Source organism: Methanococcoides mangrovi, from assembly GCF_052057775.1.
GTDB lineage: Archaea > Halobacteriota > Methanosarcinia > Methanosarcinales > Methanosarcinaceae > Methanococcoides.
In genome coordinates this window covers 1,469,755-1,490,453 of record NZ_CP195121.1, presented here as the reverse complement: position 1 = coordinate 1,490,453, position 20,699 = coordinate 1,469,755, and the positions used below count along the sequence as shown (strand labels likewise).

Genomic DNA, 20,699 nt, shown 5'->3' with positions numbered 1-20,699 from the left:
CTGAAACGAAGTCAGGTCATGTGAGAAATATAATGAATAATAGTTAGGAACAGAGTGAACATGTCTGAAAATTTTGATGTAAAGCTGGACAGCAAAAGTTACCTTCCTGATCCATCGATAAAGGAAAATTCCTGGATGCAGGATTATGAAAAGGTTTACAGTGAATCTCTCAAAGATCCTGAAAAACACTGGGAAAATGTTGCAGAGGAACTTGAATGGTTCGAAAAGTGGGACAGGGTGATGGAATGGGACCATCCCTATGCAAAATGGTTCACCAATGCAAAAATGAACATCACCTACAACTGCCTTGATCGTCATGTATTCAACGGAAGAAGGAACAAGGTCGCAATGATCTGGGTAGGTGATAATGGAGAAGAAGAGATCATCACATACCGACAGCTTTACCGTGAGGTCATGAGATTTGCCAATGGGCTCAGATCCCTCGGGGTTGAGAAAGGGGATAGGGTATGCATATATATGCCACAGGTACCCGAGCAGATCGTGGCCATGCTGGCATGTGCACGCATCGGTGCTATCCACAGTGTTGTTTTCGGAGGATTCGGCGCCAAAGCATTGCATTCCAGAATAAAGGATGCACAGGCAAAGATCGTCATAACTGCAGACGCAAGCCTTCGGCGTGGCAAGCGCATTGACCTGAAGTCCCTTGTGGATGAAGCTGTGGTCAATGCCTCATGCGTTGAGAAGATCGTTGTCCTGAGAAGAATGACCCCGCAAATGGAGCTCTTTTCCGAGATCGAGGTTGACTTCTATGAGATAATGGAAGACGTGGAAAAAGAGTGTGAGCCCGAGATGATGGATTCTGAGGACCCGCTGTTCATTCTCTACACCAGCGGAACTACAGGTCCGGCAAAGGGAATAGTCCATGCCTGCGGTGGCTACATGGTAGGCTCCTATTATACCACTAAGAACGTTTTAGACCTGAAGGAAAACGATGTCATGTGGTGTACTGCAGACCCCGGATGGATCACTGGTCACAGCTACATTGTCTATGGTCCTCTTTCAATGGGTGCAACGATCCTCATTTCAGAGACGACACCTGACTATCCAGATCCGGGGGTCTGGTGGAGCATGATCGAGGAGTTCGATGTGAGCGTCTTCTACACGGCACCAACCGCGATACGCATGTTCATGAGGATGGGAGAAGAATGGCCTGGGAAATACAACCTGAGTTCCCTGAGGATCCTCGGTTCGGTTGGCGAGCCTCTGAACCCTGAAGCGTTCAAATGGTACTATCGTGTGATCGGTGAGGAAAAATGTCCGGTTCTTGATACATGGTGGCAGACTGAGACAGGCATGCACATGCTCACCACAACAGTTGGAGAGCCAATGAAACCGGGATTCACGGGAAGACCCGTTCCAGGTGTAGTTGCTGATGTTGTGGATGAGAATGGCGACACGGTACCAGCAGGAACAGCTGGTTTCCTTGTAATAAAGCAACCCTGGCCTTCCATGATGAGGACCGTTCATGGTAATGATGAAAGGTATCGCCAGTATTGGACAACGATCCGTAATTACTACAGTGCAGGTGATCTTGCCATAAAAGATGAGGATGGTTACATCATGATACAGGGGCGTGCAGACGATGTCCTTATCGTTGCCGGTCACAACATCGGAAGTGCGGAGGTAGAGAGCGCACTTGTTTCTCATGAGGCTGTGGCTGAAGCTGCTGTAATAGGAATACCTGATCCTCTAAAGGGCGATTCCATCAAGGCTTTCGTCATACTTCGCATGGGGTTCACCTCTTCAGATAAACTGAAGCTTGATCTTATGTATCATGTAAGGATGAATCTGGGCCCAATTGCAATGCCTTCTGAGATCGAATTTGTTGACTCGTTGCCAAAGACCCGAAGCGGAAAGATCATGAGGAGGTTACTTAAGGCACAGGAACTCGGAACTGATCCCGGGGATGTGTCTACACTGGAGGATTAAGTTCCTCCTTCTTTTTTTAAGGGTTTTAATCTCCGCTGATCTGAACAACAAGACCAGCTGAAAGATCTTATATTCCGTTAAAAAATAAACGATGAGGTCAATATAAAAGATCTCAGGGACCTCAGGGATCTTAAAAAAATACTCTGGATCTCCAAATCATTTCTTTTTTGAAAATACAGAAATCCTTATAAGTTTTTGAGAACATGATGTAAAAGGGGAAAGGGGATCTATGTTTAAAGAAGTGAGGAAATGCATATACTGCCATAACGACTACGCTGTTGGAAGAACATGGGCAAACATCACATGCCATGAATGTGCAAAAAAATTAAATTCGGAACTTGCTGACATACTGTTTGAAGAGATACTGGGTTATGAGGGACCGGAAATTACCTCTTTTTTGCCAGAGTTCCCAAATGATCTGTTTAAACCAGCATATTCATCAGTTCTAAGGGAACATCACATCTCATAGGAACCAGTTAACAAGGATATGGTAGTAGAGAGGTTCAGGGAAGTTGCTACGGCAATAAAGAATGACTACATTAAGAATGGTCCTGCTCCTGAAAAGAGAACTTGTGAGCATTGTAGAAACAAATATGATGCAAATGCGATATGGCCGTATACCATTTGCAAAGAATGTGCAGGCAAGAAGTATTTAGAACACCGGGAATCATGGATAACGGACGTATTAGGCCTGAGCAAAGATTTTGTCACATATTATCCATTAGTCTCACCAATGGACGTTAGCAAATATCGTCTGCAGCCGGATGCAGATCATTCCTGATCTTTTTTGTAAAATTTTTAAGCCCGATCTTATCGGAGAAATATTGAAAATATTGAAATAAAGGATCCATTAAGTAGATCCTTCATTCAATTTTTAAAACGTGATAAATTGAACTATATACGTAATAACCACGTTCGAGACAATATGGACTTCCAAAATGTAGTATAAGATCCGGATCAAACAGTAACTGATAACATTTATATAGCTTCTATGTTAATTTTGTTACATATTTTAAATTTGAAAGAGGATGTTATATGAACAAAAATTTAGTACTTATATTGATCGTTTCAGCTATTCTTGCGTGTGGTTGTGTTTCTACACAGACCATGACACCGGTAGCTTCGGAAGATCTTATCCTGAGCACAGAACCAATTGTCATGAAAGAATTCCATGAACAGGACATATCCGTGCTGGTGCTTAACAACAATACCAGCCAACCCATTGATTCCGTAAGAGTGAGCTCTTTTGGTCCTTTTGCAGTTCTCGGAGATAGTTCTTACATAAATATTCCTGCAACCAAGCAGGCCACGGTCAATGCCAGGATCCAGGCACCTGCCTTCGATTCCGTTGAAGAGACCACGATGCTGACCGTATCATACGCATCAGGACTTGATGAGGAAGAAAAGCCTGTGATCCAGACAAAGAACATTCCGGTTAAGACCGTTGTCCTTCCTGATGCAAAACTCCAGTTCGTAGGCTTTGCAGCAGATATAGATGATCTGCTTGCAGCTCCACCGGTTTCCACCTGGGAAGCTGAAAAGGGTGAGAATGTCACCATAAAGTTCTCAGTTAAGAACGACGGACAGACAACTATCGCTGCAGACAGTCTGGTTGTGCTTGTTGATATCGATAACGAGCTTATCGGAGGAAATGCGAATTTCACCATAACCCAATCAATGGCAAGAGGCGGTACATCCTATACCCGTGGTGTTGAGATCCCGATCCTTGAGGATGCTCCAAACGGAGAAACCGATGTATACGTCAGGCTTATGCAGGGAGAACATCTCATAGATTCACAGTCCCTTGTGCTCAAAGTAAAACTTTAAGACAGGTCTGATCGCCATGAGATACGGGATTTCAGGGTCTAAAAGACCCCTCTTTTTATGTATCATTGCCATCAGCCTGATCCTTACTTCATTTTCCGGTTGTATCGACACACCGGGAGACCTTTACAGAGAATATGATCAGGTCTTCATTCAGGACATCGATGTTATGTCCACTCCCCAGGGAGAAGGAGCTATACTGACAGTAACTCCCTACATCCGTAATGATGAGAGTTCCGACAGTTCGATGCTTTCTGTAAAGATCAATGTTATCGACCAAAGCACGCAGCTGATAGTCTCAGAAAAGAACATTGATATGGGCTATGTCAAAGCCGAATCCATGGCCTACAACAGTGCATCCCTTCAGGTTATGGAACCGGGAGAGTATATTATCGAAGTTCAGCTCTTTGAGGATGACAGGCTTCTGGAAGAAAGAGGTACTTTTGTTACAGTAAAAGAAAAACCATCAGATGAACAGCCCGCCAGGATCAAGCTTACTGACATGAACCTTGTGATCACAAAGTTTGTGAACTCGGATAGGGAAGCAGTGGTAGACATCTCTCCCGGGGTCTACAACGAAGGAGGGGATTCGAAGTCCCTGAATATGATCGTGACCGCAAGGGTGGACCCTTACACAGCATACACTGAAAGTGACGAACTCGGGATACTCAAAGGTTCAAGCAGGGTCAGAGGGAACGTCCGTTTTGTCCTCCCGAGGACTGAAGAGTACACATTTACAGTCGTAGTGGAAGAGAACGGACAGGAAGTTGCCATATCCGAAACCCCGATGCCGGTAAAGCTGGATGAGATCTATAAGATAGACGTTATCAATACGTATCAGCTTGTAGAAGAAGGCACACCAATTGTCGAGGAGGCAACAGACGAAGCAGTTGAAGAACCATCTGAAGATGAGACACCTGGATTCCAGATACTGATGACAATATCAGCAATTCTTCTGGTTGCCGGGATCGTTAACAGAAAAATGATCAGCAGCAAGAAGCAAAGAAAATGAAGGGGAGCAATATGAAAGGGGAAGACGACAGAACTAACATAGAGAGCAGGGAAGAAGAGATCCATGCACCAGAGAACAGGGATACAAAAAGAAGAACTTCAGATAGCAGCAACGATGAATCTTTTAAAAAGCTCGTAAATGCATCAGTTGTGATCGTACTTGTGGCTCTGATATTCATAGCCCTGTTCTCCTTCTTTTTCAGCATGCAGGAAGCAATATTTGCTCTATTCAATCCCAGGTACCAGGCGCTGATGCAGGCAGTCTTTAGCCTGATGGTTGTGGTTATGGGAGTTTATCTGATCAAGATGTTCCTGGGAAAATAATCAATAAATCAATCGATCAATAAATCCGATCATGATATTGAAACCGGGTTCCCTGACATTCAGATCTGCTGAGACTTGTACAAAAAAGAAAATGACAGGTCTCAGCCCTTTTTTAGAACAACTGCCCTGCTGAGAAATACCTTTGGCCTTCCCACAATTGTGAAACCATTGTCTAAAGCTATTTTGAGAAACTTACTAAATCCCTTCGATGAAACATGCAGATATGGTTCTGCTATGAAGAGAAGTCCGTTTGTCTTCACAATTGAAGCCAACTCATTGAGGGTCTTTTCCGGATCAGGCACCTCATGAAGCACATAAAAAGCTATTGCAAGATCGACCTCCTCAGAGATACCGATCACATCCTCTTCACATTTATGTAGTACAATACGCTTCTCCAGCTCCGTCCCCTTGATCTTCTTCCTGAGCTTATGAAGCATCTCCTCCTGCAGGTCCGAAGCGATGACCAGACCGGAACTGCCGACAATCCGGGCTATTTCTGTTGAGAAAAAACCGGGACCACAGCCAAGATCAAGAACTGTCATTCCTTCTTTTACAAAAGGCTCCAGCATCTTCCGGGGATTCTGGAGCCATCTTCTTATCCCATTGTCAAGAATACCTGCGATCTCAGCCGGACAAACGCGATTATATCGGATTTTCACAATATCCCCTTAAAGGTAATTATCTACAAGATGTTCCTTGGAAAAGAACATTTCCCGATCATATGCAATGATGGCAGCAGCCACAATAACGAGAACGGCGGTTTCAATCATCTTTGTGGTCTGTGAGATATTCAGGATCTCCTGCGATATGTTAACTATGAAGTGGAAAACAATTGCAGCAATGATACTTTTCCCGTTCTTTATGCATATCCAGCTGATTATCATTCCCATGGGGATGATGCTGACAAAGAAGTTCACACCATACCAGACGCTTTCGTGGAATATCTCATACTGATAGGAATTGTTGACAAATACCAGAGGGAAGTGCCAGAGGGACCATAGTATACTGAAAATCAGCGATGCTTTGAAGTAGGTGTACCGGCTCTGCAGGCTGTCAAAGGCGTAGCCTCTCCATCCCAGCTCTTCAAAGCCTGCTGCAAGCAGAAGCAATAGCAATACGGGGACAAAACCGGTAGAAAAGGAGAAGCCTTCGGCAAACTGGAACTGTGATACAGATCCACCGAACAACAGGGAAATAAAGATAGATACCAGAACCGACAGAGGCATTAGCAGGATAAATACAGGTAGCACTTTTGGCTGTATCAACCTCAGGTTTATCAGCCTGTTGACAAAATCCCTTCTAAGATCCATATTTTTAGACCTGATGATCATAACAAGTGAGATCAGAAATGGTGCCATAAGTCCCGGCAGCATAAGCAGCATATATAGACTGTCACCATTATTCTGGAAGCTTACATATGCTCCTGCAAACCAGAGAGCATAGGTCATGATAAAAGTTGAAAGATAATAGATTCCGGGTTTGTAATTGTAGTCAGGTATCATATTATATCACCAGATCTTATTTGGACAGGCTTTTAAGATGGGATTACATTTTATGCATAGCTAAATTTAGTTTAAAAGTATAAATAATACTTGCCATTAAACCATTATTTTCTGTTGAACCTGCAAGTGTACTTACATGACATTTCGTTAAAAACCGATGAACTTGAGATTGATTGGCAATAAAAAAATAAAGAATGCTCCTCTCTTTCTACGTGACATAAACAATTTGGAGCACTTATCTCTAAAAAACGTATTTCTAAAAATTAAATGGATTGCAGGCCTTCTGCAAAATCGATATTCACTCCAGATTGTGCATCTGAGGCAGGGACATGTCCAGTGGTTCTCCATATACCCTGTCACCTGCATCGCCCAATCCGGGGAGGATGTAACCCTTCTTGTTAAGCTCCCTGTCGATCTTTGTGACGTAGATCTCCACTTCCGGAAGTTCCTTCTTGATGGCATCTACCCCCTCAGGAGCTGCAAGGATACCGACAATTATGACCCTTTTGGGGTTTTCGAACTTCTTCAGTTCCTTGACCGTCTTCAGGAGGGTCGAACCTGTGGCGATCATAGGGTCTGAGATTATAATTGTATCTTTCGAGGTTATGTGTGGGATCTTCGTATAGCTCATATCGATCTCAAAGTCCGGGGCCTTTCCCCTGGAAGCTGAAACGATACCAACCTTTGCGTTCTCGAATGTCTTAAGGAGACCTTCCATCAGGGGGATCGCCACCCTGAGAACCGTGATTATCAGTACATGGTCCCTGTCACCCGGAGCCACTCCATCGGTCGCTTCCAGCGGGGTTTCGATCCTTATGTCCTCGAAATCCATTGTCTTTGTAAGCTCGTATCCCATGTACCTGCCAAGCTTGACAAGACCTTTTCTGAACTTTATGTTCTTTGTCTGTTTTGACCTTAGTGTTGTAAGTATCTCCATAAGGTATGGGGAATCCTCGAATGAATAGACTCCTTCCCATCTTTCGTCTTTGAACATATTATTTCCTCAATTTCCGTTATATCTGAATGATAAATGAATGTTATTTTAACAATTGGTCCATTATTATGGCAGATATTGCACCAACTGCCATTCCTGATTCCAGTATGCTTGCAACAAGCTGTGGGAAATGGACCAGGAATTCCGGAGGAAGCTGGGGTGCTCCAAGTCCGAGGACCAGCGAGCTTGCAAGTATCAATGTGTTCCTGTCATTGAATTCGACCTTATCCTTGATCAGCTTAAGACCGGTGACACCTATCATACCATAAAGTGCCACTGTCAGCCCTCCCATTACCGGTGCAGGGATGGTTGCAAGCAGACCTGAGAACTTTGGTATCAATGAGAGAAAGATGAGTATACCTGCACCGATCTGTACCACCTGGAGACTTGACACCCTTGTAAGAGCAACAAGACCTATGTTCTCAGAATAGCTGGTGGTACCGCATGCTCCGAATATACCGGCGATCGAACAGGAAAAACCTTCGGAAGCAATTCCCTTGTTGACCTTCTTGTCATCGATCGGAAGGTCTGCTATGGTTGAGATGGCATGGTAGTCCCCCACGCTCTCGATGATGCTGACCATGAAGGCGAACAGCAGGATGATTATTGCACTTATGTCGAATACGGGTGTTCCCCATGGCATAAGTTTCGGAAGGCTGAAGAACGGAAGTTCCCTAACGAGAGTGAAGTCAACAAGTCCGAGGGGTATACTTACGATGTATCCGACAAGTGCACCAGCGATGACGGGCATTGCCTTTAAGGTGCCTTTTGCCTTCAGGGAGATCAGTATGGTAGTTGTGAATGTTAAAAAAGCCACAAGCAATGAAGGAAATATGGAAATTCCGGCAGGGTCCACGAAGAAGTTGACAGAATATTTAACAGCAACATGAGCAAGGGAAAAGCCCACAAGCATTATAGTTATCCCGGTAACAAGAGGTGAAAAGAATCTTTTCAGCCTGCCGATCAGTGACAATCCCCCGGTGATCCCTTCGAGAATTCCTCCAACTATCAGAGCACCCTGGACAGCAGCCATACCCATACCGGAACCGATTGCTATAATGCCGGGAATGAATGCAAAGCTTGAGCCCTGGACGATGGGATATTTAGAACCTAAGAACGTCTGCATAAGGGTCGCCACACCCATGGCAAGCAGGACGGCCTGTATAAGTACGGCTATTTCCGAGATCTGCAATCCGATGGCAGAGCCCACTACCAGCGGAACGGTGATGGTCGCACCGAACATCGCCAGCACATGTTGAAATCCTAGAACGATACGTTTCATATTTTAGCTCCAGAGGGTTAGGGGGTTTGATATCGAGTGATATCTTGAAGTGAAAGTGATATTCGAACGTTTTTCAAAATGATGAATATAAAGGTAAATTGAGATAGTAGATTTGTTCTTTATTCTTAACTTTTGTTACTCGGGTTTTGTAGAATGATTCTTGCTCATTTCAGGCAGTGCGATAAGTTCTGGATTCAAACAGATGTGACGATCAGCAACGCTAAAAATTAGCAGGTCTGATAGGCTATTTGCATGAAGGAAACTTTAACCAATCTGGAAACATCTCATCGAGACTGAACCATACTGGAACCCTTCGTGAATGAATTTCAATTCATCATCTTCTTCCTGCAATGCTATCGCATAGATCATTGGCAGATAGTGATCAAGTGTAGGCACAGCCATGGATGCTGTTCTGCCCATGTTCATGTATTCGATCAGATCCCTGTGGTTCCCTGAGAGCAGGTTGGATCTGACCTTCTCATCGAATTCAACAGCCCAATCATAAGGTTCTGCATCAATATTGCGAAAATCGATCAGTCCCAGATTATGGACTATATTGCCACTGCCTATGATAAGGACACCCCTTCTGCGCAGCTCTCCAAGTCCTGCTGCCAGATCATAATGATGCTGGATTATTTTCGGATTCCATTCATTAAAGGAATAATCCAGGCTCATCTCGAACACGGGGATATCGGCTTCAGGATACATGTGATTCAGCACGGCCCAGGATGCATGGTCCAGTCCCCATTCACTGCTGCATTTGACCTGTCCTCCACTCACGATATTGCTCACAAGTTCGGCATGATCCGGGGAACCGGGACTCTGGTAATTGATCTCGTATAGTTCCTTCGGGAATCCGTAGAAGTCATGGATGGTCCTGGGCTTTTCATTACATGTGACATAGGTCCCGTTTGTAAGCCAGTGCGCCGAGATCACCATTATGGCCTTTGGCCTTGGCAGTTCCTTCCCGAGTTCAACAAGGCTATCCGTGTAGCTGTTCTTCAAAACTATATTCATGGGTGAACCATGGCCTATGAATAACACAGGCATTTTCCTGGTATCATTTAAGCTCTCAATAATTGAATTACCCCCATAAAGAAAATGATGGGGACGTATATAACTCTTCTTTAATCAGGGCTTCACCTTGTATACATGGACAGGTCTCCTTCACACTTTCTATGATATAAGGATCAAGGTATGGAACTTTCCGCAAATAGATAAATGTAAATCACCTTATTGTTTCGTCATCAATGAAAACACTTAACTAATGTTCGCAACAAAAACGATTGATGAAGCACACAGGCACGGTGTATAAATGACAGAGGTTACGAAAGTATTACTGCTTCTCAAGAGCATGGTCTACGAAAGTACCAGCCCCATGGAAACCCTTCGGTTTGCTCATTACTATCGAAATAAGGGTCTTGATGTAGTAGTGATCATATTCGGCCCTATGGGCGTCATCCTTGGAAAAGCAGATAAATGCGGGTCTCCTGCCTATGATGACAAGATAAGGGAATGCATGGAACAGGGCGTACAATTCAAATGCTGCAAACTTGGAGCGTCCATTATAGGAATGAAAGAGGAAGAGCTTATATCAGGTATTGAGTTCATCGAGTCGCAGGAGATAGCAGAAATGCTTCTGGAATACTGCAGGGAAGGTCAACTGATAGTTACGTTATGATGTGATCCGCGATGTCCTCAAAACTGAATATTTGCATTAGGCCGGATTCTCGCTTGGCGGCAGTTCCGGGATGTCATACATCCACTTAGCTTTATGATGTTCACACGAATTTTGATGAATGTAACACTAATTCTGATATATAAATACATTCATAACAATACTAAATGTAACTCAAAAAGGTAAGTTGGAACTGGGGCAGATTTAAGGATAAACATGAACCTACAGATCCTCCACAATTCCACATCTTGATTTTAATTCTAATTTAGACTCTCTAGCCCCATACCTCGAAACCAGAGTCGAATACCTGGAAACCCAACTTGCCAGTTTACAAAAAACGATATTCTTGGACACTATTGTTTGTCTTTTGTTTAGTTTTGTAAACCGGAATTTGGAGGGTTGTTGGTCCATTAATTTCATAAACAGGATTTCTGTTGCATTACCTTATAAGGACCATACAGTGCTTTATTGAATCAAATATACATCTTTTGTAGAATGTAAAAATGAACTCCATTGGCACAAATATACACATCGGTCTTGGATAAATGATCGATAAGAAATCTGCATACAAATTATTAATTCATAATAAAAATTTTATTTTAGCTAATTATCAAATAAAGGATTATAAAGTTTTATTCGAATAATCAAGTTTTAAAATACCTGCAAATTTTAAGAAATGGTATTCCGAATAATACAGTTCTAAAGTAAGTATATATCCAAGTATCCCAAACATTATTTTGTAAGTTAATTTCATGATAATGGAGGGATCCAGAATGAAGAGAGGAACGACAAAAGGTATTGTAATCATCGCTGCTGTGCTTATGGTAGCAAGTGTTCTGTCGATTACTGCACTTGCAGACAATGGAAATGGATCTGAGACTGCACCTGGACCATTGGAAAAGAATAATCCTAGTGATACTTTCGATCCTGTACAAGATCGGGACAGGGACACCGACAGAGACATGGATATGGACAGGGATAGAGATAGGGACTTTTTGAGAATCCAGAATCGGACGAATATCCAGGATGCTAAGAACGACTATAATAAAATGACATCTGAATTCCAAACGATAAAGAACAATCAGGCAAGGGGTCTGCTGACATCTGAAGAAATGTTCAATGCATCTAAAGACTACCTGAATGGCACCATCGACTACATGATAATTCGCCTTGAGAATATCAAAGATGAAGGAGACTATCCTGAAGATGTAAACGAGACAATTGACGATTACATCGACAAGCTCGAACTTATCAGAGTAGATGTTGAGGATGCAGAAACAAGGGAAGAACTCTCTGATGCTCTGAAGGAGATCCGAGACCTCTGGAAAGATACAATCGCCGACATAAGAAGTTCCAATGAAATGAAAATTGGTGAGAGGCTTGATGATCATATTGCCAACGCCAATCGCATCTCTGAACGCCTGCAGAACGAAATAAGGGAGATGGAACAGAACGGCCAGGATGTCAAAGAACTTCAGGAAATGCTTGATGAATACAACAAGCTGATAGCTGAAGCCGAATCACTCCAGGAAGAAGGAGAGATTGAGGATGCTATCGATAAGACCAGAGAAGCTAACGAGAAGCTCAGAGAACTTCTGCAGGAGATGAAACAGTTCAGGAAAGGCTTTGTGAACATGGCCGGCGAGGGACCTTTTAATGCAGAAGGTGACGGTACCATCGTCCTTTCCGGACAGCTTAACGTTACTATCAGCGCAACAGATGCAATGCTTGTTATCAAGGACCTTTCAGGGGATGCAGAAATTGACATCACCGGCGAATATGATCTCGTGAATGAAGAGAAAGACGACGACTGTTGTGCCTTTGTATATGATGATTTCACTGGTGACGCTACCATTAACGGAACAAGGCTTACCATAATGATACGCGGAGAAGATATGACTATCTTTGCAGAAGGATCTGGAAGTTCTTCACTTTCAGGAGAAGGTACTTATCATATCGGGGAGGGTGATGAAGCACTCGAGATGGAGTTTGCAGACGATGATGACTCTGATGAGGAAGAAGAAGAAGAAGAAGAAGAAGAAGAGATTGAACTAGAAAGCGAAGATGAATCCGTAAATGATGATGAGGAAGATGGGGACAACTCAGAAGAAGACGATAGTTCCGAAGACGACGAAAACAATTGAGGTGATGTAATCATGGTTGGCTTTAAGCACATTGGAATTATCGCGATCTTTCTGATAGGACTCACATTCTCAGGTTGTGTTGGCGACCAGCCTGCAGAAGAGGTTGTTGATGCCGAAGCACAAACTGCGGATGAGATACTTGTAGAGGAAGGAATTGGACTAACCGATTCAGAGATAGAGGCCCTTGAAAGTGATCTTGACGAACTGGAAGCTTCACTCTCGGAACTTGATGAGGACGAGAATCTAACCATCGAAGAAGTCTGAACGAATAAAAGTTCAGACCCTTTTTTCTTTTTCTTTTAAATTTTATACTGCAATCCTTCCAACAATATTGATACTTGCCGAAAATTCTCTTGCTTATGAATATAGTTCACAATTTTTGTGGCTTTTCGGGAACTGCCTGGAGGTATATCATTACAGTGACATTTTTCGATCATATCAAGAGATGAATTGCCGGTGAATTTTTCGGGAAGGAATCAAATTGTTGTAACGTGGGAACAGGAGCCCCCTATGTGAGTTAACCCGTTTTTCTGGATAGTTTGGCATACATGGTGGACGACCAATCGACAAACGATCCTTTAGCTCCCACTCCCATGTTTAATATTGTTTTTTAACTAAATACGGATGTTGGTTCACGATTCAGTCCATAGCACACCCAAACTTTAATTGGAGGGATGATTCTGATTCCTTTATTTGGATTGTCGGAGACCTCCAGATCACCAAGCTCCAGATCACGCTTCCAGACCACATCCCGAGCTTCCTCGCTACGCTCAACACCTCACTGACAGCAGAACGGAAACTTCAATCTTAAATTCAAAATACCAAAAACAAGGCTCTTCATCACGAAAACCAAAAGAATAGGAGTGTGGTGGGCCCGGTGAGATTCGAACTCACGACCCCCGCCGTGTAAAGGCGATGTCATGACCGGCTAGACCACGGGCCCAGTGTTGCTAATAATGCACATCGGAATCCTTCATCACTTGTGTGATGGGGATGTGCAACCCCATAATAGCATTAGTATTATATAACGTTTTTCGTATGAAGGCGGGGATGTGCAGGAAAGCATCACAACCATTAATAAGCAGTAGTACATACGTTGATAGCATGACCGATAATACTGAATGTTGTGGGATTGTCCAGCATAGTAAACAGCTTGAAGAGTTCAAGGTTGACCTCAACTATGACAATAAAAAGGGACAGATCGTGATATGGGCACCTGTAGATGAACACGAATTGCGCGTAATAACTACAAGTGAAGATGGGAAACTGGATTGCGTCTTTGTCCGGATGTTCCAGACTCCTGAGATGGCTCAGGAAGCCTATGAGGATTTTGCCACTGCACAGGACATCAGGGACATGTTCACACGTACAGGCATTGGAAAGAAATGTCAATAATAAAGGTCGATGTTTAGTAACAGCTAATAATTAATTTGGAATTCCATTATTTCATAATTACTTCATACATTCACAAACTATATTCACAAACCTTCAAGAGGAAGCCTGTCTCATGCGAATCGGAGTATATATCTGCCACTGTGGATTGAACATTGCAAGCGTCATCAACATGGATGCGCTGCATAAAAAAGTCGAGGAGATGGAGGATGTCGCACTTGTAAAGGACATCCAGTTCATGTGCTCTGACTTCGGGCAGGAGCAACTGATAGAGGATATCAGGGAAAACAATATTGACAGGATCCTTGTCGCTGCCTGCACGCCGAAGCTCCATGAGCCCACATTCAAGAGAGTGCTCGAAAAAGCAGGTATCAATCCATATCTACTGGAGATAGCCAACATCCGTGAGCAGTGTTCCTGGGTGCACATGCACAATCAGGGAATGGCTACCCAAAAGGCTTTCGATCTTATAAAAATGGGAGTGGCAAAGCTGAAGCTGCTGCAACCATTGCAGATCCGGACATACAAAGCCAACAAGGATATCCTTGTCATCGGAGGCGGTGTTGCCGGTATCGAGGCAGCCCTGACACTGGCAGATGCCGGAACGCACGTGTATATGGTGGAAAAGGAACCCACCATCGGCGGTAAGATGGCTTTGCTCAATGAGGTTTTCCCTACCAATGACTGTTCCATTTGTGTGCTGGCACCTAAGATGACAGACGTGCAGAACCATCCGAACATCGAGATGAGGACCTATGCCGAGATCGCCGATATCTCCGGTTCGGTAGGGAATTTCACAGTAAAAGGCGTCCAGCGCTCCAGATACGTAATTGTTGACCGCTGCAAGGGATGCATCGACCAGTGCTCGAGCGTCTGTCCTGTGGAGATCCCAAATAAGTTCGACAGCGGCCTTGGGAAGATCAAGGCCATCAGCATGGCGATTCCACAGGCTGTCCCCCAGGCTGCTTACATCGACAATGAATTCTGCGTTGGTTGCGGACTTTGCAAGCAGGCCTGCCCGGCAGATGCTGTAGACTATGAAATGAAGGAAGAGAAGTTCTCGTTCACAGTAGGAGCCGTGATCGTTGCCACCGGTTACGAGGGATTCGATGCAAAACGCAAGGAAGAGTATGGTTACAGTGTATATCCGGATGTCCTGACAAATATGGAACTGGAGAGGCTGCTCAATGCATCAGGACCAACACGCGGAAAAGTTGTAGTGCCATCCACAGGAGAAACTCCGAAGAAAGTTGCTTTCATCCAGTGTATCGGCTCCAGAGACGAGACAGTAGGCAACCCATACTGTTCACGTGTCTGCTGCATGTCTTCCATGAAGAACGCACAGATGATAAAGGAGCGGTATCCTGACTGTGATGTTAAAATTCATTACATTGACATACGTGCCGCTGGCGAGATGTACGAGGAGTACTACGTCCGGTCACAGTCAATGGGCATCGAATTTATTCGCGGCAAGGTGGCTGAAGTGCAGCTCGACCCTCTGGGACAGATGCAGCTCAGGTACGAGGATACCCTTGAGTGTGCCATCCGTGAGGAGCCTTATGACCTCGTGATACTGGCTACTGGAATGGAAGCAAGCACAACTTCAGACCCCATCGCAAAGATGCTGAATCTCTCAAAGAGGCCTGACAGGTTCCTCTCCATCGCACACCCCAAGATGCGACCTGTGGATGCTCACATAAACGGCGTTTTCATCGCAGGCTGTGCATCGGGACCAAAGGAGATCCAGGCATCCATCGCACAGGGAAGTGCAGCAGCTGCAAGGTCCACCCGCCTGCTGGCAAAGGGCGAACTTACCAATGACCCGTTCAGTGCACATGTGGATCCGGAAAAATGTATCGGATGCCGCATATGCGAGAACGCCTGTAATTTCAATACCATCAAAGTAATAGATGGAAAAGCAGTGGTCGATGAGATCTCCTGCCAGACCTGTGGCTCATGCAGTGCATCATGTCCCACAGATGCCATAACCATGCCCCACAGCACCGATGAGCAGATCATTGCACAGATCAGGGCAGCCCTTGAGGTCAAGGACGAGTTCCCGCTGATCATTGCATTCCTCTGCAACTGGTGCAGCTATGGTTCTGCAGACCTTGCAGGAACATCAAGGATACAGTACCCTACCAACGTGAGGATCATCAAGGTCATGTGTGCCGGGCGTGTGGACCCTGACTTCGTGCTGGAAGCACTGCAGGGCGGAGCTGACGGTGTGCTCGTTACCGGCTGCCGTCTTGACGAATGTCACTACATCCTCGGAAACCTTGATGCAAAGCACAGGATGGAGAACCTGAAGGAAGTTCTCGACGAGATGGGGCTCAACCCCGCAAGGCTGAGGTTGCAATGGATATCCGCAGCAGAAGGGGACAAGTTTGCAAAGACCATCGAGGATTTCGTTGATGAGCTGACAGAGATCGGGCCAGTTGGCTCGGAACTGGGGGAGGTGCAGGAATGACCGATGAAGAGAAGCCCATGGAAGTCTCAAGAGAGATGGACATACAGGGCACACATGTGCTTTACAAACTGGTCTCCGACAGGTCAGAGAAGACACTGGATTACGATTACAAGAGATGTGTGGGATGCGGGATCTGTGTAAGGATATGTCCCACAAAGGCACTGGAACTCGGACCGATCAAGGAAATCGCCACCGGCATGGACGCACCACCTGTGATGATGGACCTTGAGAAGTGCACCTTCTGTTCCATGTGTGTGAACTTCTGCCCTGTAACAGCTCTGGAAATGCGAACTGAAGGGGACTTCCCTGAAGAGGAACTCTTCCCTGTACTGGAATACAAGGTGGAGATGAACGAGAAGTGCGTCCCCTGTTCCCTCTGTGAGGCAGCATGCCCGGAGGATGCCATCACACTGGAATACACCTTCCCGAAAAAGGAGGAGATAGCTCCTCTGAAGGAGAACGCCGAAGGCGAGATCGAGATAGACACTGACAAGTGTAACCTCTGCGGCATATGTGCATACTTCTGTGATGCTTTTCTCATGCTGGAGAGGGAGCCGACACCAACCGACCCTATGCCATTCGAACAGCTCATTATTGATGAGGACATGTGTGACTACTGCACGCTCTGTCAGGACATCTGTCCGGAGGATGCCATCAGGGTAAAGGGAAAACGACCCTGCGAACCGCCGGAAGTCTCGGGACACGTAACGGTTGATGAGAACAAATGCACACGCTGCGGCTGGTGTGATGCAGTCTGCCCCTATGATGCTGTTGACCTGCTCAAACCTTTCGAAGGCGAGCTTGTGCTTATTGATGAACATGTTGAAAAATGCGACACGCAGGGCTGCCATGCCTGTTTCAACATCTGCCCATCACATCTCTGGTATGTTCCGGAAGATGGAAAGAAGATCGCAGCAGTGCACGATCTCTGCACTTACTGCGGAGCCTGTGTCAATGCCTGCCCTGTGGATGTGATGAAGGTCGCACGCAGCAAGGTGAATCATACCGACATCCCTGACACACCCTGGGCAGCTGAGTGGAAGGATGCCATAGATTCATTGCTGACAAAGGAAAGAAAGCGGCCTGACCTGTCGAGGACACTTGAGGTCGAGCCCGAACCACTGAAAGAGCATGTGGACATCGCATTCCCCGAAGTCGATGAGGAAATGATGGCAAAGGTTGCTGACAGGATGCAGAAAGCTAAAGATGTTATTGCTGATCCGAAATTCAGGAGGATACTGAACAAAGGTAAGGCGGAAGAGATCCACAGGTCTATGAAAAAGTGAAGATTGAAGCAAGGGGTATAGAGTGAAAGTAAGAATTCCGGAAAGCTCCGGGACTTTCACATATCTAAAACCCTAAAATTCTGCAACTTTACCATCACTTTTTCAGGAAACAGATGGCATCCTGCTTTTCGGGATCTGCTGATACACATGCATGAGCACCACCGGTTACAGCAGGAACATCTACCAACTTTATTATATCACTGAAACCAGCGTATTCCGGCATTACTTCTGCGAATGAATTTACAGACTTCTCAAAGAACTTTTCATTGAACTGAGCTTCAGGTTCATCCGGATACAAGGGCATGTAGATTATCTCTTCCTCGACAAGGTCCTGGAAGAAATGCGTACCATAAGAAACATCTGGTCTGTGCTCGGTGGTCTGTCTTGCGACCTCTATCAGCACGGATGTGTTCCGGATCTCCGAATAGGTCACATTCACACCAAGTTCGAGGTTGCTGCTACCCCACCTTCCGGGCCCCATAAGGATGAACTTCTGCTCCTCTTTGCCAAGCTTTTCGTTCAGGTGCCCGACGATCCTTCCAAGGGACTGCTTCTTTTCAAGATCAAGACCTGTATATAGGACCGGATCCACATATACTATAAATCGTATATCGGGAACAACCCCTCCGGAAATGGTCTTTGAAGACCTGAAAAGTATCTCGTCCTGAACAAGGTCTTCCGGAATTGTAAATGAATCCACCTTTCCCGGTATCTTCATAGGCCTGCACTGGAGGATGTTAAGTTTGATGTTGTTCGACTTACCGATAAAGGCAGTGAATTCCACATCAACCGGCTGACCATATGCCTTTTCAAGGATCTGAAGAGCATTTCCTATGATCTCAACTATCTTTGTTTTAGAGATGAGATTATTGAAGGTAAGTACCGGCTTCCCGTCTGTAGTTGATATGAAGCTTGTTACAGGGTCCCTGATATAACCATCTTTCAGTAACGAAGCATACATTCTCAACTTCGGATAATCAAGATCTTTAAGCAATCCGGAGACAGGAACCGTCCTGAACTCGTTCATCTCGAGGTCCAGAAGGTCCACTTCGATCTGGGAATACCTGGCGATCTGACGATCCTTCTCAGGCCTCAGCTGTGGATGGCTTACAGAAATGATGCGAGGATAATCCCGATCCACACGATCCACGGCCCGCGTACCAAGTCCGAAGACCAGACGGATCATCCCTTTGTGAGGATCGATCTGCTCGCTCCAGGCAAAGAGGTTCCGGGAAAATGTCACACCTGCAAGGGGTGGGAAGAAGTAGTTCTTGAAATGAGTGCCTGACACACGCTGCACAAGGATAGCCATCTGCTCATCGGTATTGGCAAGGCCATGAGCCTTACGATAAATGAGCGCATCCGGATCCAGAGCACTGGCGTAGACCAGTTTTACCGATTCCAGGAAAGCAGCCAGTCTTTCCTCAGGATCACCCTGGTTCGTACAGAACTCGCTCCGGTACTTTCCTGCGAAAGCATTGCCAAAGTTGTCCTCAAGCAGGCTGCTTGACCTGACGATTATGGGAGCCTGACCGAAATAATCCAGCATACTGCGGAACTGCTCCATGATTTCAGCAGGGAACGATCCTTCAAGGAAACGTTGCTCGACATCCTTGAATTCCTCCTTTGAGAGCTTGTTCCCATTGGACAGGTCTATTTTCAGGCGGAACAGATCATTGTTGATAAGGAAAGTAAAGAATACATCGGAACCGATGTAGAATGAATCATGGGGCTCCAGAATTTTAGCAAACTCGCCGGAATCATCCTCTTTAAGGACGATGTTCCTTGAAAGTAGCATGCCTACACTTTTGCCACCGACCATACCGGAACCGATTATCCTCTCTCTTATATAGAGCAGGTCATCGATATCAAAATATTTCTCGGCAAGTTCCCTGAATCTAGGCCTGTCGCCAATGATCATACGGCACAGTTCTCTTTTGAGTGCGGTCATTTCCTGCAAAGGTATCTTTCCGTCCTCATAGAGCATCTGATACTGCAAGGCCTTCCTATACATAGAATCCCAGGGTGCTATGCTGCTTGCACCCGGATCAAGGATATGGTGGTCTTTCCCCCCGGAGACAGATGCTGCTTCACCACTGTTAAAAAGCGGCAACCAGCTATCTCCCTGCATAAGATGAGGAAGGAACATCTGGCCTGAATATCGGCCATATACCTTTAGAGGATGAATGTATGCATTACCTTCCATATGATAGAAGTTCAGAAGTAACTGGGTGGTCTCCCTGATGGCCGCAACAGCCTGATGACCATGCCTGCCTTTTGTAAGTGCGAAATACGTTACTGTGTCAAGTTCATAAAGATAAGGGCATGTGGCCTTAAAGAAATTCGCAAGAAGCTCGTCCGTTGCCCATTCCACCACCAGTGTTGAAAGGTTGTCAAATACATAGAACGTTTCACGGCCATAGCCTTCAATGATCCTGTGAACCTCGGTACTGAAATAATCAAAACCTTTTGCGGGATCGACCTCAACAACATCAAGCCCTTTCATCGGCCCTAAGATCGGCTTATGGGGTGCGAACCTTATGTAAACACACTTGTGTTCCTCTTCTATCGCATTTTTCATGAACTTCTCTGCAAAGAAGATATAATCCTCCAGATCATCCACCTGCCAGACAACATTGTCACCATACCACAGGTTCTGAAGCAGTTCGTCTAATCCCTCTAATCCGCTGCTTGCTATTCTTTTTTCCATTGTTGTACCCGGAAAAATATTTCTGAGTACTACAATAAGTACTTTACCACCAATCTAAATCCGTTATAGAGATAAAAGACTAAACGGATCACAGAACAAAAACATAAAATGTTATAATACATTTCAGTGAAC

Annotated in this window: 18 protein-coding genes and 1 tRNA gene; 12 read left to right on the top strand and 7 right to left on the bottom strand. The window is 45.1% G+C overall.

Translation table 11 applies throughout. The features are described from left to right. The first annotated feature begins 60 nt into the window (after positions 1-60). The 6 genes from acs (at position 61) to ACR3I3_RS07535 (ending at position 5,109) form a co-directional block, all read left to right on the top strand. On the top strand, positions 61-1,950 hold the full coding sequence (gene acs, locus ACR3I3_RS07560; protein ID WP_440951656.1) for an acetate--CoA ligase: 1,890 nt from the start codon (positions 61-63) through the stop codon (positions 1,948-1,950). A gap of 229 nt (positions 1,951-2,179) precedes the next feature. Then, positions 2,180-2,419: a hypothetical protein gene (locus ACR3I3_RS07555; protein WP_440951655.1), complete on the top strand. Its 240-nt coding sequence runs from the start codon at positions 2,180-2,182 to the stop codon at positions 2,417-2,419. Positions 2,420-2,437: 18 nt separating this feature from the next. Continuing rightward, a complete protein-coding gene (locus tag ACR3I3_RS07550; RefSeq protein WP_440951654.1) occupies positions 2,438-2,731 on the top strand; it encodes a hypothetical protein in 294 nt (97 codons plus the stop codon). Positions 2,732-2,985: 254 nt separating this feature from the next. Next, a complete protein-coding gene (locus ACR3I3_RS07545; RefSeq protein ID WP_440951653.1) occupies positions 2,986-3,777 on the top strand; it encodes a hypothetical protein in 792 nt (263 codons plus the stop codon). Positions 3,778-3,793: 16 nt separating this feature from the next. Then, on the top strand, positions 3,794-4,786 hold the full coding sequence (locus ACR3I3_RS07540; RefSeq protein WP_440951652.1) for a DUF7490 domain-containing protein: 993 nt from the start codon (positions 3,794-3,796) through the stop codon (positions 4,784-4,786). 11 nt (positions 4,787-4,797) lie between these two features. Next, positions 4,798-5,109 carry a hypothetical protein gene (locus ACR3I3_RS07535; RefSeq protein ID WP_440951651.1) on the top strand — a complete coding sequence of 104 codons (312 nt, stop codon included), beginning with the start codon at positions 4,798-4,800 and terminating at the stop codon, positions 5,107-5,109. A 101-nt stretch (positions 5,110-5,210) separates the two neighbouring features. Here ACR3I3_RS07535 and ACR3I3_RS07530 read toward each other — a convergent pair whose 3' ends face one another. The 5 genes from ACR3I3_RS07530 to ygiD all read right to left on the bottom strand — a co-directional run bounded on the left by ACR3I3_RS07530 (position 5,211) and on the right by ygiD (position 9,904). Further along, positions 5,211-5,768 carry a class I SAM-dependent methyltransferase gene (locus ACR3I3_RS07530; RefSeq protein ID WP_440951650.1) on the bottom strand — a complete coding sequence of 186 codons (558 nt, stop codon included), beginning with the start codon at positions 5,766-5,768 and terminating at the stop codon, positions 5,211-5,213. Positions 5,769-5,777: 9 nt separating this feature from the next. After that, complete coding sequence (gene mmrce1 / locus ACR3I3_RS07525; protein WP_440951649.1) at positions 5,778-6,611, bottom strand: MmRce1 family CPBP family CAAX prenyl protease; 834 nt, start codon at positions 6,609-6,611, stop codon at positions 5,778-5,780. 298 nt (positions 6,612-6,909) lie between these two features. Continuing rightward, positions 6,910-7,605, bottom strand: coding sequence for a uracil phosphoribosyltransferase (gene upp / locus ACR3I3_RS07520; protein ID WP_440951648.1), 696 nt, complete (start codon positions 7,603-7,605; stop codon positions 6,910-6,912). A 43-nt stretch (positions 7,606-7,648) separates the two neighbouring features. After that, positions 7,649-8,887, bottom strand: coding sequence for a uracil-xanthine permease family protein (locus ACR3I3_RS07515; RefSeq protein WP_440951647.1), 1,239 nt, complete (start codon positions 8,885-8,887; stop codon positions 7,649-7,651). Positions 8,888-9,151: 264 nt separating this feature from the next. Next, positions 9,152-9,904 (bottom strand): 4,5-DOPA dioxygenase extradiol, encoded by a 753-nt coding sequence (gene ygiD / locus ACR3I3_RS07510; RefSeq protein WP_440951646.1) that lies wholly within the window; start codon positions 9,902-9,904, stop codon positions 9,152-9,154. Between the two features lie 298 nt (positions 9,905-10,202). On the opposite strand from ygiD, the gene ACR3I3_RS07505 reads away from it, so the two are divergent. The 3 genes from ACR3I3_RS07505 to ACR3I3_RS07495 all read left to right on the top strand — a co-directional run bounded on the left by ACR3I3_RS07505 (position 10,203) and on the right by ACR3I3_RS07495 (position 12,973). Further along, positions 10,203-10,568 (top strand): DsrE family protein, encoded by a 366-nt coding sequence (locus tag ACR3I3_RS07505; protein WP_440951645.1) that lies wholly within the window; start codon positions 10,203-10,205, stop codon positions 10,566-10,568. Between the two features lie 770 nt (positions 10,569-11,338). Beyond that, positions 11,339-12,709, top strand: coding sequence for a hypothetical protein (locus ACR3I3_RS07500; RefSeq protein WP_440951644.1), 1,371 nt, complete (start codon positions 11,339-11,341; stop codon positions 12,707-12,709). A 12-nt stretch (positions 12,710-12,721) separates the two neighbouring features. Then, positions 12,722-12,973: a hypothetical protein gene (locus ACR3I3_RS07495; RefSeq protein ID WP_440951643.1), complete on the top strand. Its 252-nt coding sequence runs from the start codon at positions 12,722-12,724 to the stop codon at positions 12,971-12,973. Positions 12,974-13,575: 602 nt separating this feature from the next. On the opposite strand, the gene ACR3I3_RS07490 is transcribed toward ACR3I3_RS07495, so the two are convergent. Continuing rightward, positions 13,576-13,652 (bottom strand) — tRNA-Val (locus ACR3I3_RS07490). A gap of 161 nt (positions 13,653-13,813) precedes the next feature. Between ACR3I3_RS07490 and ACR3I3_RS07485 the strand changes: the two genes are divergently transcribed. The 3 genes from ACR3I3_RS07485 to ACR3I3_RS07475 all read left to right on the top strand — a co-directional run bounded on the left by ACR3I3_RS07485 (position 13,814) and on the right by ACR3I3_RS07475 (position 17,857). Continuing rightward, positions 13,814-14,104: a hypothetical protein gene (locus ACR3I3_RS07485; RefSeq protein ID WP_440951642.1), complete on the top strand. Its 291-nt coding sequence runs from the start codon at positions 13,814-13,816 to the stop codon at positions 14,102-14,104. A 112-nt stretch (positions 14,105-14,216) separates the two neighbouring features. Next, positions 14,217-16,571 (top strand): CoB-CoM heterodisulfide reductase HdrA2, encoded by a 2,355-nt coding sequence (gene hdrA2 / locus ACR3I3_RS07480; RefSeq protein ID WP_440951641.1) that lies wholly within the window; start codon positions 14,217-14,219, stop codon positions 16,569-16,571. Then, positions 16,568-17,857, top strand: coding sequence for a 4Fe-4S binding protein (locus ACR3I3_RS07475; protein WP_440951640.1), 1,290 nt, complete (start codon positions 16,568-16,570; stop codon positions 17,855-17,857). Before hdrA2 ends, ACR3I3_RS07475 begins: the two co-directional genes overlap by 4 nt. 94 nt (positions 17,858-17,951) lie before the next feature. Here the strand turns inward: ACR3I3_RS07475 and ACR3I3_RS07470 are convergent, their stop codons facing one another. Next, a complete protein-coding gene (locus ACR3I3_RS07470) occupies positions 17,952-20,567 on the bottom strand; it encodes a PEP/pyruvate-binding domain-containing protein (RefSeq protein ID WP_440951639.1) in 2,616 nt (871 codons plus the stop codon). Between the last annotated feature and the right edge of the window lie 132 nt (positions 20,568-20,699).

Bases quoted from the DNA above. Each gene is read 5' to 3' on its own strand.
- acs (WP_440951656.1), top strand. From the start codon at position 61: ATGTCTGAAAATTTTGATGTAAAGCTGGACAGCAAAAGTTACCTTCCT.
- ACR3I3_RS07505 (WP_440951645.1), top strand. From the start codon at position 10,203: ATGACAGAGGTTACGAAAGTATTACTGCTTCTCAAGAGCATGGTCTAC.
- ACR3I3_RS07500 (WP_440951644.1), top strand. From the start codon at position 11,339: ATGAAGAGAGGAACGACAAAAGGTATTGTAATCATCGCTGCTGTGCTT.
- ACR3I3_RS07495 (WP_440951643.1), top strand. From the start codon at position 12,722: ATGGTTGGCTTTAAGCACATTGGAATTATCGCGATCTTTCTGATAGGA.
- ACR3I3_RS07550 (WP_440951654.1), top strand. From the start codon at position 2,438: ATGGTAGTAGAGAGGTTCAGGGAAGTTGCTACGGCAATAAAGAATGAC.
- ACR3I3_RS07470 (WP_440951639.1), bottom strand. From the start codon at position 20,567: ATGGAAAAAAGAATAGCAAGCAGCGGATTAGAGGGATTAGACGAACTG.
- ACR3I3_RS07515 (WP_440951647.1), bottom strand. From the start codon at position 8,887: ATGAAACGTATCGTTCTAGGATTTCAACATGTGCTGGCGATGTTCGGT.
- ygiD (WP_440951646.1), bottom strand. From the start codon at position 9,904: ATGAATATAGTTTTGAAGAACAGCTACACGGATAGCCTTGTTGAACTC.
- mmrce1 (WP_440951649.1), bottom strand. From the start codon at position 6,611: ATGATACCTGACTACAATTACAAACCCGGAATCTATTATCTTTCAACT.
- ACR3I3_RS07555 (WP_440951655.1), top strand. From the start codon at position 2,180: ATGTTTAAAGAAGTGAGGAAATGCATATACTGCCATAACGACTACGCT.
- ACR3I3_RS07545 (WP_440951653.1), top strand. From the start codon at position 2,986: ATGAACAAAAATTTAGTACTTATATTGATCGTTTCAGCTATTCTTGCG.
- upp (WP_440951648.1), bottom strand. From the start codon at position 7,605: ATGTTCAAAGACGAAAGATGGGAAGGAGTCTATTCATTCGAGGATTCC.
- ACR3I3_RS07535 (WP_440951651.1), top strand. From the start codon at position 4,798: ATGAAAGGGGAAGACGACAGAACTAACATAGAGAGCAGGGAAGAAGAG.
- hdrA2 (WP_440951641.1), top strand. From the start codon at position 14,217: ATGCGAATCGGAGTATATATCTGCCACTGTGGATTGAACATTGCAAGC.
- ACR3I3_RS07540 (WP_440951652.1), top strand. From the start codon at position 3,794: ATGAGATACGGGATTTCAGGGTCTAAAAGACCCCTCTTTTTATGTATC.
- ACR3I3_RS07475 (WP_440951640.1), top strand. From the start codon at position 16,568: ATGACCGATGAAGAGAAGCCCATGGAAGTCTCAAGAGAGATGGACATA.
- ACR3I3_RS07485 (WP_440951642.1), top strand. From the start codon at position 13,814: ATGACCGATAATACTGAATGTTGTGGGATTGTCCAGCATAGTAAACAG.